The organism is Kitasatospora sp. NPDC059817, assembly GCF_042731835.1.
In the GTDB taxonomy this organism is placed as follows: domain Bacteria; phylum Actinomycetota; class Actinomycetes; order Streptomycetales; family Streptomycetaceae; genus Kitasatospora.
Map to the genome: position 1 here is coordinate 67334 of NZ_JBHWIR010000004.1, position 16922 is coordinate 84255.

The window sequence follows — 16922 nt, forward strand, 5'->3', positions numbered from 1 at the left end:
TGTGCTGGTGGGGTCGCGTGCCGCGGCGCGCCCGCCCCGCCCCGCGCGCCCGCGCGCGCGGGGGGGGGGGGGGGCGGGGCGCCCCCCCCCCCCGCGGGGGGGGGGGGCCCCCCCCCCCCTTCGTGGCTTCCCGTTCGCGACGTCCCGGACCGTCAGCCCCAGGTGATCAGGCGCTTCGGGCGCTCCAGCAGCGCGGCCACGTCGGCCAGCACCTTGGAGCCCAGCTCCCCGTCCACCAGGCGGTGGTCGAAGGAGAGCGCCAGCGTGGTCACCTGACGCGGGACGACCTTGCCCTTGTGCACCCACGGCATGTCCCGGATCGTGCCGACGGCGAGGATCGCGGCCTCGCCGGGGTTGAGGATCGGGGTGCCGGTGTCGACGCCGAAGACGCCGACGTTGGTGATGGTGATGGTCCCGCCCTGCATGTCGCCCGGCGAGGTCTTGCCCTGGCGGGCGGTGTCGATCAGCTCGCCCAGCGAGACGGCGAGGCCCGTGAGGGTCTTGCCGCCGGCGTCCTTGATGTTGGGGACGATCAGGCCGCGCGGGGTGGCCGCGGCGATGCCGAGGTTCACCTGGCCCTTGATGACGATCTCCTGGGCCGCCTCGTCCCACTGCGCGTTGATCTCGGGGTGCCGCTTGACCGCGGTGAGCAGCGCCTTGGCGACCAGCAGCAGCGGGCTGATCCGGACGTCCCGGCCCAACTCGCCGCTCTCCTTGAGCCGGCGGACGAACTTCATCGTGCGGGTCACGTCGACCTGGACGAACTCGGTGACGTGCGGGGCGGTGAAGGCCGAGGCCACCATCGCCTGCGCGGTCGCCTTGCGGACGCCCTTGATCGGCACCCGGACGTCGCCCGTCACGGTGACCGGCACCGGCACCGCAGCACCGACCGGCCCGGCCTCGACCGGCGCCGCCGCCGGGGCGGCCTGCGCGGTGGCCAGGGCCGACGCGTGGGCGTGCACGTCCTCGCGGGTGATCACACCGTCCCGGCCGGTCGGGACGACCGCGCGCAGGTCGATGCCGAGGTCCTTGGCCAGCTTGCGCACCGGCGGCTTGGCCAACGGCCGCTCCCCGGCGGGCTGTTCGGCCAGGACGGACGAGGCGGTCGCGACCGGTGCGGCCGGTGCCGGAGCGGCCGGCACGACGGACGCAGCCGGCACGACGGGTGCGGCCGGAGCCGGCGTCGCGGTGACGGTCGTCGTGGTCGTGCGCCGGGCCCGGCGCTGGGCGGTGCCGGTGCGCGGGCCGTAGCCCACCAGCACCTCGCGCCGCTCGGGTTCGGCCGGTTCGGCCGGCGCGGCGGCGGCGACGGACGCAACAGCAGCAGCAGGAGCGGCAGGAGCCGCGGCCCCGGCCTCCCCGGCGACCGCGACCGAGATGATCACGGTGCCGACGTCGACCGTCGCGCCCGCGGGGAAGAAGAGCTGCTCGACGACCCCGTTGAACGGGATCGGCAGCTCCACCGCCGCCTTGGCGGTCTCCACCTCGCACACGACCTGCCCGTCGGTGACGGTGTCACCGGGCTTGACGTACCAGCTGAGGATTTCGGCCTCGGTCAGGCCCTCGCCCACATCGGGCATCTTGAACTCGCGGAGCGAGCGAACTTCGGTGGTCATCTTCGCTCCCCCGGATCAGTACGCGAGTGCGCGGTCGACGGCGTCGAGCACGCGGTCCAGGTCGGGGAGGAAGGCCTCCTCGACGCGGGACGGCGGATACGGCGCGTGGTAGCCGCCGACCCGCAGAACGGGCGCCTCCAGGTGGTAGAAGCACCGTTCGGTGAGCCGGGCGGCCAGTTCGGCGCCCATGCCCAGGAAGACCGGCGCCTCGTGCACCACGACGGCCCGACCGGTGCGCTTGACCGACTCCTCCAGGGTGGTGAAGTCCACCGGGGAGAGCGAGCGCAGGTCGACGACCTCCAGGCGGCGGCCGTCCTCCTCGGCGGCCGCGGCGGCCTCCAGGCAGACCTTGACCATCGGGCCGTAGGCGAGCAGCGTGGCGTCGGTACCGGAGCGCACGATCCGGGCGTCGTGCAGTCCGAGGTCGGCGGCGTCGCCGACCTCGCCCTTGTCCCAGTACCGGCGCTTGGGCTCCAGGAAGACCACCGGGTCGTCCGAGGCGATGGCCTGCCGCAGCATCCAGTGCGCGTCGTGCGCGTTGGACGGGCTGACCACGCGCAGGCCCGCGGTGTGCGCGAAGTACGCCTCGTGCGACTCGCTGTGGTGCTCGACCGCACCGATGCCGCCCGCGAAGGGGATGCGGATGGTGACCGGGAGCTTGATGTTCCCGAGCGCGCGGGCGTGCATCTTGGCCAGCTGGGAGACGATCTGGTCGAAGGCCGGGTAGACGAAGCCGTCGAACTGGATCTCCACCACCGGGCGGTAGCCGCGCAGCGCCAGGCCGATCGCGGTGCCGACGATGCCGGACTCGGCGAGCGGGGTGTCGATCACCCGTCCCTCGCCGAAGTCCTTCTGCAGGCCGTCGGTGATCCGGAAGACGCCGCCGAGCTTGCCGATGTCCTCGCCCATCAGGACGGTCTTCGGGTCGCTCTCCAGCGACTTGCGCAGCGCGCCGTTGAGCGCCTTGGCAATGCTGAGCTGACCGGCCATCAGTGGTTCTCCCCCGCCTCGAAGGAGGCCGCGTACTGGACGTACTCGGCCCGTTCCTCATCGACCAGCGCGTGCGGCTCGCTGTACACGTGGTCGAAGATCAGGGTCGGGTCCGGGTCGGGCATGCCGCGCACGCCCTCGCGCACCCGCAGCCCCAGCCGCTCGCTCTCGGCGTCGATCGCGGTGAAGAACTCCTCGTCGGCCAGGCCCTCCTTCTCCAGGAGGGCGCGGAGCCGGGCGATCGGGTCCTTGGCCTTCCAGGCCTCGGTCTCCTCGGTGGGCCGGTAGCGGGTGGGGTCGTCGGAGGTGGTGTGCGCGCCCATCCGGTAGGTGAACGCCTCGATCAGCACCGGGCCGTTGCCGCTGCGGGCGTGGTCGAGCGCCCAGCGGGTGACGGCCAGGCAGGCCAGCACGTCGTTGCCGTCGACCCGGACGCCGGGGAAGCCGAAGCCGGAGGCGCGGCGGTACAGCGGGATCTTGGTCTGGGTGGTGGTGGGCTCGGAGATCGCCCACTGGTTGTTCTGGCAGAAGAACACCACGGGCGCGTTGTAGACCGAGGCGAAGGTGAAGGCCTCGTTGACGTCGCCCTGGCTGGAGGCGCCGTCGCCGAAGTAGGCGATGACCGCGTCGTCGGCGCCGTCCTTGCTGATGCCCATCGCGTAGCCGGTGGCGTGCAGGGCCTGCGCGCCGATCACGATGGTGTACAGGTGGAAGTTCTTCTCGTTCGGGTCCCAGCCGCCGTGGTTCACGCCGCGGAACATGCCGAGCAGGTTGAGCGGGTCGACGTCGCGGCACCAGGCGACACCGTGCTCGCGGTAGGTGGGGAAGGCGTAGTCGCCGGTGCGCATGGCGCGGCCGGAGCCGACCTGGGCGGCCTCCTGGCCGAGCAGCGAGGCCCACAGGCCCAGCTCGCCCTGGCGCTGGAGTGCGGTGGCCTCGCCGTCGAACCGGCGGACCAGCACCAGGTCGCGGTAGAGGGCGCGCAGCTCCTCCGGGGTGGTGGTGAGCGGGTAGTCCGGGTGCTCGACCCGCTCGCCTTCCGGGGTGAGCAGCTGTACGAGCTCCGGCTGGGCGTCCTTCCCCGTGGCGCGGAGGGTGTCAGGGACGCCGGGGGCCGCCTTCTTGCGGGCCCTCGCCGTGCTTTTGACGGTCACGTTCACTCCTCGGTCTGTCCGGCCGCCCGGGGTCGCCGGTGACCGGTCCGGTCACCGCCTCGCGGGGCGCGCGTGGGTGTGCGCTCCTACTGCGGGGCAGGTGGTGATCCTGTTCCGACGGCGTCCCTCACGAGAACGTTACCCAGCGTCCGCCCTTGGCGCGCTTGCGCTAGGACGTCCTACTTGTTCAGGGCTTACAACCCCGAGGGTGCCGCGGGCAGCGCGCCGTCGAAAGGGTGGGGGTGACGGACCGCGTGACGCAGCTCTCAATTCGGGCGCCTTCAGGACACCAGCGCACGTTATCCGGGCGCGGGCCCGTACGTAAGGGGGTTCTCGGTATCGGTTTTGGACCGCCCCGGCCGGACCACCTGGCTGCGGCACCAGGGACGATAGGTCTTCCGTACGGTGATATGGGAGGCTTTGGACGTGACTGATAACGGACAAATCAGGGTGTTCCTGCTCGACGATCACGAGGTTGTCCGGCGGGGCGTGCACGATCTGCTCTCGGTCGAGGACGACATCGAGGTGGTCGGCGAGGCCGGCACCGCCGCCGAGGCGCTCACCCGGATCCCGGCGGTCCACCCCGATGTCGCGGTGCTCGACGTCCGGCTGCCGGACGGCAACGGGGTCGAGGTCTGCCGGGAGATCCGGTCCCGGATGCCGGAGATCAAGTGCCTGATGCTGACCTCGTTCTCGGACGACGAGGCGCTGTTCGACTCGATCATGGCGGGCGCGTCCGGCTACGTCCTGAAGGCGATCCGCGGCACCGATCTGATCACCGCCGTCCGGGACGTCGCGGCCGGCAAGTCGCTGCTCGACCAGGTCGCCACCAGCCGGGTGCTGGCCCGGCTGCGCGACGGCGGCGAGAAGGAGGACGAGCGGCTGGCGCAACTCACCAAGCAGGAGCGCCGGATCCTCGATCTGATCGGCGAGGGGATGACCAACCGTCAGATCGGCAACGAGTTGCACCTGGCCGAGAAGACGGTGAAGAACTACGTCTCCAGTCTGCTCGCCAAGATGGGCATGGAGCGACGCACCCAGGCAGCGGCCTTCGTGGCACGGCACCAGGCGGACCAGCAGCACTGACCAGAACAGCGATCACAGAACTGACGACTTGTCAAGGGCCCCCGCACGGGGGCCCTAACCTCTGGCTGTGACTTTCAGCCAGACCCTCTCCTGTTCCCCGGCCCGCCCCGACCTCTCCGCGCCGCCGATAGGGACCCTCAGTCCGCCCGTCCCGCGCGCCGCACTCGCCGAGGTCCTGGGCCGCTACCGGGCGGGGGGGCTGCTGACCGCCGAACCGGTCGCCGAAGGCCTGCTGAACCGCGGTTACCGGGTCACCACCGAGACCGGCGCGTACTTCCTGAAGTGCTACGTCGACGCCGCCACCGCCAGCCGCCCGAAGATCGTCGCCCACCACCGGGCGATGGCCGGGCTCCAGGCCCTCGGACTGCCCGTCGCACCCCCGCTGACCTGCGCCGAACGAGCCGGCACGGTGGCCGGCTACGGCGGCCGGCTGTTCGCGCTGTTCCCCTGGGTGGATGGCCGACACCGGCACGGTACCGACCTCTCCCCGCCGCAGTGCGACGCGCTCGGCGCGCTGCTCGGCCGACTGCACGGCGCGCTCGACGACGTGTGCGCCCCCTTCGAACAGCCCCCCGGCTACCGCACCGCCGACCCCCTCGACAGCGCCGACCTCGCCCGCGACCTGCGGCGCCACGCCCGCGACCACCGCCCGTACGGCGACCTGGACGCGCTGGTCGAACGGCGGCTCACCGAACGGCTGGAACTGCTCGCCGAACACGCCCACCGCCGCCCCGCCCCACAGACCGCCCCGCCCACCGGCTGGACCCACGGCGACTTCCACGGACTCAACCTGCTGTACGGCGACGGCCCCGACGGCGGCCCGGTCGCGGCCGTCCTGGACTGGGACAAGCTCGGCCCGCAGCCGCGCGCCGAGGAGGCCGTCCGCGCCGCCACGCTGCTCTTCAACGACCGGGCGTCCGGCACCCTCGACCTGGTGCGGGTCCGCCACTACTCGCAGTCCTACCGGGCCACCGGGGCCGCCACCGCCGAACACCTGGCCGCCGCCGTCCACCGGGTCTGGTGGGAGCGGCTGAACGACTTCTGGATGCTCCAGTGGCGCTACCAGCGGGCCGACCACCGGGCCGACCCGCTCTACCCCGCCTCGGCCGGCCAGTTGACGTGGTGGTGCCAGGAGTACGAACAGGTCCTGGACGCCTTCGCCAACTGACCGGTGTCAGCCCGGCCCGATCAGGGCGTCGCCGGCGGCTGGGTCGCCGGCGGCTGGGTGGCCGGCGGGTTCGACTTGGTCGCCGGCGGCTGCGTGGCCGCCCCCGTGCTGCCGCCACTTCCCGTGCTCGGGGTGGTCGGCGCCGTGCTGGGCGTGCCGGGCGCCGTGGTGGGGGGCGGAGTGTGGCTGGGGGTCTGGCTGGGCGACGGGGTCGTCGAGTGCTTGCCCGAACCCGGCGACGGCGACATGTTGTTGTTGCCGTTGTTGTTGCCGCCGTTGTTGTTGCCGTTGTTGTTGCCGCCGTTGTTGTAGCTGCCGCCGTTGCTGCCGTTCTCGGTCGGCTGCGTCGGGCGCCGGCTGCCGGTGTTGGACGCGGGCGGGCTCTGCGAGCCGCTCTGGGGCGGCGTGCTGGGCTCGGTCGTGCTGACCGCCGGGAGCGGCGTCGGCGGCACGATGTGCGAGTTCCCGGGTTCGTTGCCGCTGAACGCGAACGCCATGCCGACCCCGGCCGCGAGCAGCACGGCCACGGCGCCGGCCACCCAGGCCCACGGCCCGCGCCGACGGCCGGAGTCGCCGTCGTCGTCGCCACCGTAGGGGCCGCCGGCCCCCGGGTAGGGCGTCGACGGGGTGTGCGGGCCGCCCGGGCCCCCCATCCCCTGGTAGGGCAGCACCGAGGTCTGGTCGCCGGGGCCGATCGCGCCGAAGGCCGCGGTGGCCGCGGTCTGGTCGGGCCGGATCACCTGGGTGGCGTCGGTGTTCCCCTGCCCCGCGGCGGCCAGCCCGGCCGTCGCGCCGGCCCAGCCCGCGCCGCCCGCGCCGTGCATCTCGCGCAGCGCGTGCTGGAGGTGCGCGCGGAACTCGTCGGCGTCCTGGAAGCGGTCGTCCGGGTTCTTGGCCAGCGAGCGCAGCACCAGCTGGTCCAGCCCGACCGGCACCCGGCCGTTGGCCTGCGAGGGCGGCACCGGCATGTCCTGGACGTGCTGGTAGACCACCGAGAGCGGGGTGTCGCCGGTGAACGGCGGGCGCAGCGCCAGCAGTTCGTACAGCATGCAGCCGGCCGCGTACAGGTCGGAGCGGTGGTCGACGGGCTTGCCGAGGGCCTGCTCGGGCGAGAGGTACTGCGGGGTGCCCATGACCATGCCGGTCTGGGTCATGGTGCTGGCCGTGCCGGTCAGCGCCCGGGCGATGCCGAAGTCCATCACCTTGACGGCGCCCGCGGTCGTGATGATCACGTTGGCGGGCTTGATGTCCCGGTGGACGATGCCGTTGCGGTGGCTGTAGGCCAGCGCCTCCAGCACCCCGGCGATGATGATGAGCGCCTGGTCGACCGGCGGCGCGTCCTCGTCCACCAGCAGCTCGCGGACGGTCCGGCCCTCGACCAGCTCCATCACGATGTACGGCGTGGACTCGTCCCCGGCGTACTCCTCGCCGGTGTCGTAGACCGCGACGATCGAGTGGTGGTTGAGCCCCGCGACGGCGTGTGCCTCGCGGGTGAACCGCAGCCGGGCGATGTCGTCCTGGGCCAGCTCGCCGCGGAGCAGCTTGACCGCGACCGTCCGGCCCAGCCGTACGTCCTCGGCCGCGAACACCTCGGCCATGCCGCCGCGGCCGAGCCGGTAGGTCAGCCGGTAGCGGCCGTCGCCGACCGTGCCCAGCGGCGCGGCCATGCCGCGGCCGGGGGTCTGCGGGCCGCCGGGCCCGACCGGGGGAAACGCGCTGGTCGCGGCGTCGTTGCCGGGTCCGGGCATCCTCGGCGTCCCGCCGGTCCGGCCGTCAGCTCCGGCACCCGTTCCGTCATCCGGCTGCTGCGTCTGTGCCATCGCTCCTCGCCCCGGGCGTTCGCTCGGATCGCGGTGCCCTGTCGCTTCGTATCCCCGAACGCTACCGCCTCCGGCGCGGGCCCGTGGCACGCCCGAACCGGCCGGAAAGCGTCAGAGCAGGCCATTCCGGTCGACCGGGAGGTCAACCACCAGCACCACTGCGGGCCGCTCACCGGTGGTGTGCCCGGTCTTGGTCTTCGTCTTGTTGTCCTGCGCCTTGTTGACCACGATCGCGATGATGATGCCGGCCAGCACGAGCACGCCGACGATGATCGCGATGACGACCACGGCCGTCGAGCAGCCGCCGCCGCTGGGCGCCTTCGGCTGCTGGTACGGCGGCATCGGCTGCGGCGGCGGGGTGTGCGCCCGCTGCGGCGGGGCCTGCTGCAGGTACTGGGGGTGCGGCGTGTGCGGCCCCTGCGGACGCGGCGGTTGAAAGGCCGGCGGCGGGGTCCGGTACTGCGGCTGCTGCGGCGGCGGGGCCTGCTGGAGGTACTGGGGGTGCGGGGTCTGCGGCCCCTGCGGACGCGGCGGTTGGAAGGCCGGCGGCGGGGTCCGGTACTGCGGCTGCTGCGGCGGAGCCTGCTGCGGGTACTGGGGGTGCGGGGTCTGCGGCGCCGCGTGCACCGAGCGCGGCCCCTCGTTGATCACCAGCGGCGTGCTGGCCTGCAACGGGTGCCCGCTGCCGCCGCCCTTCGCGGCCGCGATCAGCCGCTCCGCCTCGTCCCGCATCGCCACCGCGCTCTGGAACCGGTGCGCCGGGTCCTTGCGCAGCGCCTGGGCGACGAAGGCGTCCACCGCCGGGGTGACCGACCGGTTGAGGGTGGACGGCGCCGGCGGCTCCTCCTGGACGTGCTTGTAGGCGATCGAGAACGCCGAGTCGCCGTCGAAGACCAGCTGCCCGGTGAGCATCTCGAAGAGCATCACGCCGACCGAGTAGAGGTCGGAGCGGGCGTCCACCGGCTTGCCGAGCGCCTGCTCGGGCGACAGGTACTGCGGGGTGCCGACCACCATGCCGGTCTGCGTCATCGACGTGGCGCCCGGTTCCAGCGCCCGGGCGATGCCGAAGTCCATGACCTTGACGTTGCCCTTGCGGTCGAACATGACGTTGCCGGGCTTGATGTCGCGGTGCACCAGGGACATGTCGTGCGAGGCCTCCAGCGCGTTCAGCACGCCGACGATGACCCGCAGGGCCTCCTCGGTCGGCATCGCGCCGTACTGGGCGACCGCCTCGTTGATCGCCTCGCGCAGGCCCTTGCCGTCCACCAGCTGCATGACGATGTACGGGGTGCTGGAGCCGTCCGGCGCGACGTCCTCGCCGCTGTCGTACACCGTGACGATGTTCGGGTGCTCCAGCCGGGCCACCGCCTGCGCCTCGCGGCGGAACCGCTCCTTGAACGAGGCGTCCCGGCCCAGCTCGTTGTGCATGCTCTTCAGCGCGACCTGCCGGTCCAGCACGCTGTCGTACGCGAGGTGCACCGAGGCCATGCCGCCCTCGCCCAGCAGCCGCTGCAGCACATAGCGGCCGTTGCCCAGGGAGGAGCCTCCGACCGCCGCGTTGCCGTGCTCGCTCATGGTCCTCTGCTCCCCCTCGGCGCGGCCGTGGCGCCGCGACCGTGACGTTCGGTCTCGTCCGTGCGTGGTGGGCCGGGCCCGCGGGCCTGGCGGACCCCTGCCGCGGCGGTACGACCGGCCTGCGACAGGGGTCAGGGTATCGGCTGACGCCGACGGTGATCGGTCCAGGGCCGGTCCTGCCCCCGGACCGCCGGCGCCGTCCGGCGGCGCCCCGGCCCGGGGCGGACCGTCGTGGTACGTCCGGTGTCGGCGGCCCGTTACAGGTACGGGCCGGAACGGATGCCGCGGCCCTGGCCCGGCTCGTCCTCGTCCAGCTCGCCGCCGTGCAGACCGGGCGGCAGCGCCCGCCGCATCTGCTCCAGCTGGGCCCGCGCCGCCATCTGCTGGGCGAACAGCGCGGTCTGGATCCCGTGGAACAGGCCCTCCAGCCAGCCGACCAGCTGGGCCTGGGCGATCCGCAGCTCCGCCTCGGTCGGAATGATGTCCTCGTTGAAGGGCAGCGACAGCCGCTCCAGCTCGGCGACCAGCTCGGGGGCCAGGCCGAGCTCCAGCTCCTTGATCGAGCTGGCGTGGATGTCCTTCAGCCGGGCCCGGCTGGCCTCGTCGAGGGGCGCCGCCCGGACCTCCTCCAGCAGTTGCTTGATCATGCTGCCGATGCGCATGACCTTCGCGGGCTGCTCGACCATCTCGGTCACCGGGAGCTCACGCGGCAGGTCGCCCTCGTCCTCGTCCCCCGCCGAGCCGGCGAACCCCTGGCCCACGGGCAGCCCGTCCGGTCCGACGATCAGCACCTTCTGGCCGTCCTGCGACTGCCCGCCCGCGGCCTGGAATGGCTGCTGAAACGAGCGCTCGTTCATCGGATTCGTCATGAACAACATTCTCTCTCACTGGGGTTGGTCGGGCGGAAGCCCCCGTACAACCGCCGTCCTGAGCCACCGCTGACGACGGTACGCCCCCGGGTGCCGCCCCGGAATCCGTACGGATACTCAGCTCCCGGCCCGCCCCGGCCCCCCTAGGCGTGCACACACCCCTCACGGAACCTCCCCCGCCGCACCCGCCCCGCGACTCAGCCCCGGCGCAGCCGCAACCCGATCAACCCCAGGCCGCAGCCGATCAACCCCAGCCCCGTGCCCAGCGGGAACTGGACGGTCGAGGCGTCCCGCCAGCGGGCGGGCAGGACGGCGGGGACGGCGGCGGCGATGGCCTGGGCGGTCGCGGCGGCGGCGTCCGATGCGGCGGCGGCGTTCGGTGCGGCGGCGTCCGCCGTGTCCGGGGCGCCCTGGTCGGCCTCGGGCTGGTCCCCCGCACCGTCCTGCCCGGTGCTCCGGTCAGGAACCTGGTCGGGGTTCTGCTCGGGAACCTGCGCAGGGGCCTGCCCGGGAGCCTGCCCGGGAGCCCGGTCCGGGGCGGTGTCGGCGTGCTCGGGCACCCACACCGCCCAGCGTCGGTACACCCGGGCGTCGCCCCGACCGGGGCGCGGGTGCTGCGGCGGCCCGACCGCCGGAACGGCCTCGGGCTCCGGCCCGCCCACGGCGGCGGGCTCGGCGGTGAACGGGGGCGGCGACGACGACGCCGGCCCGACGGCGGCGGCCGCCGAAGCAGCGGCCAGCGGGAGCGTGAGCCCGAGCACGGCCGCCGCGATCAGTCGCTGGGGCCGGCCCGGGCCGGTACGGCGGGTACGACGGTGGTGCGGCGCGGCGGGCAGCGGCCCGAGGAGGTGCGTTGGTGCGGCCACGGTCGGAGGTCCTTCCGACGGCCGACCGCGCGCGGCGGGGTCGGCGGCGGGACAGCTCCGAACCAGCCTCACACAATCCGACGATCAGGGCATTTCGGATGTTCCGCCCCGGGCCGCAGCCCCGCGGACCCGACTCAGGCCCGCAGCACGACCTTGCCGACCTGCTCCCCCGCCTCCAGCGCCCGGTGCCCGTCGCCGGCGTCGGTCAGCGGCAGCACCCGGTCGATCACCGGCTTCACCACCCCGGACTCCACCAGCGGCCACACGTGCTCGCGCACCGCCGCCACGATCGCCGCCTTCTCCGCCAGCGGGCGCCCGCGCAGATTGGTGGCGATCACCGCGGCGCGCTTGCGCAGCAGCGCGTTGAGGTCGAGCTCGCCCTTCACGCCGCCCTGCAGTCCGATGATCACCAGCCGCCCGTTGACGGCCAGCGCGTCCACGTTCCGCTGCAGGTACTTGGCGCCCATGATGTCCAGGATCACGTCCACCCCGGCCCCGCCGGTGGCCTCCTTGACCGCCTCGACGAAGTCCTGCTCGCGGTAGTCGATCGCGATGTCGGCACCGAGTTCGACGCACCGGGCCAGCTTCCCGGCGCTGCCCGCGGTCACCGCGACCCGCGCGCCGACCGCCTTGGCCAGCTGGATCGCCATGGTCCCGATGCCGCTCGCGCCGCCGTGCAGCAGCACCGTCTCGCCGGGCCGCAGGTGGGCGGTGAGGAACACGTTGGACCACACCGTGCAGGCGACCTCGGGCAGCGCGGCGGCCTCCTCGAAGCCCAGGCCCTTGGGCAGCGGCAGCAGCTGTCCGGTCGGCACCGCGACGAGCTGCGCGTACCCGCCGCCGGACAGCAGCGCGCACACCTCGTCGCCGACCGCCCAGCCGGACACGCCCGGGCCGAGGGCGGCGATCCGCCCGGCGCACTCCAGCCCGGGGTAGGGCGAGGCGCCGGGCGGCGGGTTGTAGTGGCCCTGCCGCTGGAGCAGGTCGGCGCGGTTGACGGCGGTGGCCGCCACCTCGACCAGGACCTCGCCCTCGCCGGGCACCGGGTCGGGCACCTCCGCCCACACGAGTGCCTCGGGACCGCCGGGTACGGGAATCGTCATCGCATACATGCCCCGAACCTACTGCGCGTCACGGCGAGGAGGGGGCAAGGCCCGCGTCAGCCGGTCGACTTGATCACGATCACCCGGTCGGTGAGCTGGAGCACGGCGGCCTCGGGCTCGCTGTAGTTGAGCACCCGCCGGCCGCGGACCACCGCGACCACCAGGTCCTCGCACGCGCGCGGGCTGTGCCCGGCCTCGGCCCGGGTGACGGGGCGCTCGACCACGTCCAGGCCGTTGCCGTAGGTGAGCAGGTCCTCCATCACCGCGCCGGCGTGCGGGCTGAGCATCGACAGGCCGAGCAGCCGCCCGGCCGAACTGGAGCTGGTGACGACGACGTCGGCGCCGCTCTGCCGCAGCAGCGGGGCGTTCTCGTCCTCCCGGACGGCCGCGACCACGGTGGCGCCCTTGTTCAGCTGGCGCGCCGTCAGCGTGACCAGGACGGCGGTGTCGTCCCGTTCCGGCGCGATCACCACCCGGGCGGCGGTGGGCACCTCGGCCCGCAGCAGCGTGTCGGTGCGGGTGGCGTCGCCGACCACGCCGACCAGCCCGTGCCGGGCGGCCTGGTCGATCACCTTGCGCTGCGGGTCGACGACGACGATCTCGTCCTTCTTCACGCCCTGCCCGAGCAGGGTGTCGACGGCGCTGCGGCCCTTGGTGCCGTACCCGATGACGACGGTGTGCTCGCGCACGGTGGACCTCCAGCGGTTCAACCGCCACTGCTGGCGGGTTCGTTCGGTGAGCACCTCCAGCGTGGTCCCGACCAGGATGATCAGGAACACCACGCGCAGCGGGGTGATCACGAAGATGTTGGTGAGCCGGGCGCCGTCGCTGTACGGGGTGATGTCGCCGTACCCGGTGGTGGACAGCGTCACGGTCGCGTAGTACGCCGCGTCCAGGAAACTGACCCCGCCGCCCGCGTTGTCGTTGTAGCCGTCCCGGTCGACGTAGACGATCAGCGTCGTGGCGACCAGGACGGCGAGCGCCACCAGCAGCCGGGACCCGACCTGCCGGACGGCCGGCGCGCTCCGCCGGGCGGGCAGCACGATCCCGGCGTCCGACCACGGCTCGGTCCCCGGGGCGGGCGCGCCCCGCAGCCTGCTCATGCGGTCGCCTCCCGGCTGTCGTGGGACGCGCACGCCCCGGTGGGCCCGTTCACGGTGCCTCCAGCAGTTCGACGGGTGCGCCGGCCGCCGCGCCGCCGGGCGGGACCACGGCCAGCGCCTCGGCCCGGGCGAGGCCGCGCAGCATCGCGGGCCCGTCGAAGGCGAGTGGGACGACGCCGTCGGCGGTGTGCCGGACGGGCAGCAGCCGGGTGTCCACCGGGTGCCCGGGCAGGCCGACGGCGGTGGGTGCGAGGGCCGGGGTGACGGCGGACCGCCCGCTGCGGGCGTGCAGCAGCGGCAGGGCGAGGGTGACCGTCCCGGCGACGGCGGCCAGCGGGTTGCCGGGCAGCCCCACCAGGTGCCGCCCGCCCGGAAGCCCGCCCCCGGCGGGGCCGGCCGACGGGGATGCGGCCGACGGGAGTTCGGCCAGCAGCATCGGGTGTCCGGGGCGGACGGCCACGCCGTCCACCAGCAGCCGGGCGCCGGCCTCGGCGAGGGCCCGGTGCAGGAAGTCGACCGGGCCGGCCGCCGTTCCGCCGGTGGTGACCACGATGTCGGCGGTGGAGTGCCGCAGCGCGTCCCGGAGCAGCCCGAAGTCGTCCCGGACGGCCCGCACTTCGGCCACCTCGGCACCGGCCGCCCGCAGCCAGGGCGGCAGCAGCGGCCCGAGCGCGTCCCGGACCAGGCCCGGACCGGGGACGCCCGAGGCGAGCAACTCATCGCCGAGGACGAGCAGTTCGACCACCGGGCGGCGGCGCACGGCGAGCCGGTCGTGACCGCAGGCGGCGGCCAGGCCGAGCACGGCCGGGCCGACCGGGACGCCACCGGGCAGCAACGCCTCGCCGCGGCGGCACTCCTGGCCACGCGGGCGGACGTCCTGACCGGTGGTCAGCGGGTGGCGGCCGCAGTCGTGCAGCAACGTGCCGTCCGTGCGGCCGTGCTCACGGCGCAGGACGGCGGTGGCGCCCGGCGGCAGTTGGGCGCCGGTGGCGATCTCGACGGCGGCGCCGTCGGCCAACGGCACGGACGCCGCCCGGCCGGCCAGCACCCGCCCGGCGACCCGCCAGGGGCCCGGCCCGGCGACCGCCCAGCCGTCCATCGCGGAGGTGTCGAAGGCGGGCAGGTCGGTCAGCGCGGTGAGCGGCTCGGCGAGGGTGCGGCCGAGCGCCTCGGCGAGCGGCAGCCCGACCGCCGGCAGCGGGCTCAGCCCGGCCCGGCGGGCGGCCTCGCGGGCCTGCGCCCAGCTCAGCACGCCGGGACCGGTCGGCGGGGCGGCCACGGTGGTCTGCCCGACGGCGCTCACGCCTCGCCCGGCCCGGCGGCGGCGCTCCAGCGCTCGGCGAGCGCGGCGGTCCGCCGGGCGGCCTCGGCCACGGCCTCCGGCCCGCCGCCCTGCTGGGCGGCCGCGTAGCCGATCAGAAAGGCGGTCAGCGGCGCGGCCGGGCGGGCCACCCCGTGCGCGACCACCCGGGTGAGGTCGAGCAGTCCCCGGACGTCGACGTCCAGGTCGATGCCCAGGTCGGCCCTGACCTCGGCGATCCAGTCTTCCAGCGTGCGCTCCATGCGCCCATGCTGCCTGATCGGCGGTTTCCCCGGAGTGTTCGCCCCGTGTGCGGCGCGCGTCGTTTCCCGCACGGACGCCCGCGCGGGCCGTGCACACGGACCCCGAGGGAGCCCCTACGACCGGTCGCGTTCCCGGGCCTGTTCGAGGTCCTCCCAGGTGTCGCAGTCGTAGGCGACGTTGTCGGTGTCGGCCACCAACTGCCGGGCGAGAGCGCCGGTGAGGCGGCGCAGCGGGAGGCCGGCCGGATCGCCGAGGGCGGCCAGCGCGGTGCGCAGCGGGACGGTGCGGTAGGCGGCGGCGAGCGGCTGGTCGCGCCCGCCGGCGTCGACCAGGACGGCGGCGTCGACGGCCGGGCCGGCCTCGGCGAGGGCGGTGACCAGCCGGTCGACGGTCCGCCGGTCCAGGAACGGCAGGTCGGCGGCGAGCAGCAGCACGGTCGGCGCGGTGACCAGGTCGAGTCCGGCGGCGACGGCGGCGACCGGCCCGCCGCCCGGCGGCTGCTCCCTGGTCCAGCGGACGCCGGTGCGCGCGGTCGGCCGGCCGGGGCCGACCACGACGGTGGTGCGGGCGCCCGCGCAGGCGGCGAGCACCCGGTCGAGCAGGGTGGTCTCGCCCACGGTCAGCCCGGGTTTGTCGGCCCCGCCGAGGCGACGGGCGGCCCCGCCGGCCGGGACGATCACGTCGTAGGGCGTCATGCGGCCAGTATCCGCCCTACTCGGCTTCGCCCTTCCGGGGCTCCGTGCGCTCCTCGGTGATCTCGTCCTCGACGATCTCCGCCTCGATGATGTCGTCCTCGACGATCTCCGCCTCGACGATCTCACCCCCTCGCGCCGCCCGGGCGGTGTTGGCGGCGGCGCCCAGTTCCAGGATGGCCGGCAGCGTCAGCTCCCCGTACCGCTCGTTCATCGCGGTGACCAGTGCCTCCGGGTCGTCCGGGTGCACGACCAGCAGCCGGTCGAAGTCCTGGAGGTACTCGCCGGTGAAGGCGAGCACCCGGGCGGCGTCGTCGCCCTGGTCGGGGGCGCGGTGGCCGGCGATGACCCGGTCCACGCCGAGGTCGGCGATCCGGCCGAGGTTGTGGCCCCAGGTGGTGCGCTGGGCCGGGGTGGTGTCGGCGGTCCAGACGTGGGTGCCGTTGTAGGCGAAGTCCCCGGCGATCACCGTCCGGATGCTCGGCACGTGGACGACCGTCGAGTCGCCGCAGTCGCCCTGGCCGAGCAGCAGCACGGGGATGACCTGGCGGTCGAGCATGAGGGGCTGCGGCAGCAGCGGGGCGGGGATCAGCGGGTGGTCCGGGATGTCGTCGCCGTAGACCGGCTTCCACTGGGCGACCTTGGCGGCGGCGGTGCGCCGGATGCCGTCGACCACGGCGGGCGCGGCCAGCAGCCGGGCGTCGGGGAAGAGCTTCAGCACCTCCTCGGCGCCGAAGTAGTGGTCGGGGTGGTGGTGGGTGACGACGATGGCGAGCAGTCGGCGGCCCTTGCCGGCGACCCATTCGGCGAGTTCGCGGCCGGCGCTGCGGGTGAGCTGGGCGTCGACCAGGATCGCGGTCCGCTCGCCGAGGATCAGGGTGGAGGTGGCGAAGAAGGCCGATTCGGGGCCGGTGAAGACGGCGACCTCCAGCGGGCGGGCGGGCCGCTCGTGGTCCGGGGCGGCGGCCTCGGCGGCCGTGCGCTCCGCGCCGGTGCCCTCCTCGGGCGGGGACGTCGTCACTGGCTGCTCCCTCTGGTCGGCGGTCGGACTTCCTGCGCCCTACAGCATGGGAGTACCGGTGTCGGATTGCGCGGAAGGCGCGCCCGGCGGGGCGCGCCTTCCGGCTCAGGTCACATCGCGGTTCGGAGGGCCGGCACCTTGGCGTCGTGGGCGGCCTGCCCCAGGGCACGAAAACGCCCGGGGCCCCGGCGGTGTGGGCCCGGGGGGGGCCCCGGGGGGGTGGGTGGGGGGGGGTTGGGCGGGGGGGGAGCGGCGTGTGGGCGGCGCGCCGGGGGGCCGCCCGGGGGGGGGCGCC

13 protein-coding genes and 2 pseudogenes are annotated in these 16922 nt (G+C 74.4%); 2 read left to right on the forward strand and 13 right to left on the reverse strand.

Going from position 1 to position 16922, the window contains the following annotated elements; all coding sequences use genetic code 11:
• Positions 1 to 152 precede the first annotated feature (152 nt).
• The 3 genes from ACFV61_RS01695 to pdhA are packed head-to-tail and all read right to left on the reverse strand — an operon-like array spanning position 153 to position 3760.
• The gene (locus ACFV61_RS01695) at positions 153 to 1616 is read right to left on the reverse strand and encodes a dihydrolipoamide acetyltransferase family protein (protein ID WP_380423324.1); all 1464 of its coding nucleotides are present in this window, start codon (positions 1614 to 1616) and stop codon (positions 153 to 155) included.
• A gap of 15 nt (positions 1617 to 1631) precedes the next feature.
• Positions 1632 to 2606, reverse strand: coding sequence for an alpha-ketoacid dehydrogenase subunit beta (locus ACFV61_RS01700; RefSeq protein ID WP_063348502.1), 975 nt, complete (start codon positions 2604 to 2606; stop codon positions 1632 to 1634).
• Positions 2606 to 3760: a pyruvate dehydrogenase (acetyl-transferring) E1 component subunit alpha gene (pdhA, locus tag ACFV61_RS01705; RefSeq protein WP_063348501.1), complete on the reverse strand. Its 1155-nt coding sequence runs from the start codon at positions 3758 to 3760 to the stop codon at positions 2606 to 2608. The genes ACFV61_RS01700 and pdhA overlap by 1 nt, the downstream gene beginning before the upstream one ends.
• Positions 3761 to 4186: 426 nt before the next feature.
• Between pdhA and ACFV61_RS01710 the strand changes: the two genes are divergently transcribed.
• Together ACFV61_RS01710 and ACFV61_RS01715 are read left to right on the forward strand one after the other, a co-directional pair.
• Complete coding sequence (locus ACFV61_RS01710) at positions 4187 to 4846, forward strand: response regulator transcription factor (RefSeq protein WP_063348500.1); 660 nt, start codon at positions 4187 to 4189, stop codon at positions 4844 to 4846.
• A 67-nt stretch (positions 4847 to 4913) separates the two neighbouring features.
• A complete protein-coding gene (locus tag ACFV61_RS01715) occupies positions 4914 to 6014 on the forward strand; it encodes a phosphotransferase (RefSeq protein ID WP_380489454.1) in 1101 nt (366 codons plus the stop codon).
• A gap of 20 nt (positions 6015 to 6034) precedes the next feature.
• On the opposite strand, the gene ACFV61_RS01720 is transcribed toward ACFV61_RS01715, so the two are convergent.
• The 10 genes and pseudogenes from ACFV61_RS01720 to ACFV61_RS01765 all read right to left on the reverse strand — a co-directional run bounded on the left by ACFV61_RS01720 (position 6035) and on the right by ACFV61_RS01765 (position 16627).
• Complete coding sequence (locus ACFV61_RS01720; protein ID WP_380424715.1) at positions 6035 to 7681, reverse strand: protein kinase; 1647 nt, start codon at positions 7679 to 7681, stop codon at positions 6035 to 6037.
• A 264-nt stretch (positions 7682 to 7945) separates the two neighbouring features.
• Positions 7946 to 9409: a protein kinase gene (locus tag ACFV61_RS01725; protein ID WP_380489457.1), complete on the reverse strand. Its 1464-nt coding sequence runs from the start codon at positions 9407 to 9409 to the stop codon at positions 7946 to 7948.
• Positions 9410 to 9666: 257 nt separating this feature from the next.
• The gene (locus ACFV61_RS01730; protein WP_208869088.1) at positions 9667 to 10278 is read right to left on the reverse strand and encodes a bacterial proteasome activator family protein; all 612 of its coding nucleotides are present in this window, start codon (positions 10276 to 10278) and stop codon (positions 9667 to 9669) included.
• Positions 10279 to 10475: 197 nt separating this feature from the next.
• Entirely contained in the window at positions 10476 to 11144 is a 669-nt protein-coding gene (locus ACFV61_RS01735) for a hypothetical protein (RefSeq protein ID WP_380489460.1), read from the reverse strand.
• A 134-nt stretch (positions 11145 to 11278) separates the two neighbouring features.
• A complete protein-coding gene (locus ACFV61_RS01740) occupies positions 11279 to 12256 on the reverse strand; it encodes an NAD(P)H-quinone oxidoreductase (protein WP_380423321.1) in 978 nt (325 codons plus the stop codon).
• 47 nt (positions 12257 to 12303) lie between these two features.
• Positions 12304 to 13350, reverse strand: a complete 1047-nt coding sequence (locus tag ACFV61_RS01745) for a TrkA family potassium uptake protein (protein ID WP_079135735.1) — start codon at positions 13348 to 13350, stop codon at positions 12304 to 12306.
• A gap of 49 nt (positions 13351 to 13399) precedes the next feature.
• Positions 13400 to 14653, reverse strand: coding sequence for a molybdopterin molybdotransferase MoeA (locus ACFV61_RS01750; protein ID WP_380489463.1), 1254 nt, complete (start codon positions 14651 to 14653; stop codon positions 13400 to 13402).
• Positions 14650 to 14931: pseudogene (locus tag ACFV61_RS01755) on the reverse strand (DUF6457 domain-containing protein); the annotation flags it as partial. The pseudogene ACFV61_RS01755 and the gene ACFV61_RS01750, both read right to left, overlap by 4 nt.
• 108 nt (positions 14932 to 15039) lie before the next feature.
• Positions 15040 to 15609, reverse strand: a pseudogene (locus ACFV61_RS01760) (molybdenum cofactor guanylyltransferase); the annotation flags it as partial.
• A gap of 16 nt (positions 15610 to 15625) precedes the next feature.
• Positions 15626 to 16627 (reverse strand): MBL fold metallo-hydrolase, encoded by a 1002-nt coding sequence (locus ACFV61_RS01765; RefSeq protein WP_380489465.1) that lies wholly within the window; start codon positions 16625 to 16627, stop codon positions 15626 to 15628.
• Positions 16628 to 16922 lie beyond the last annotated feature (295 nt).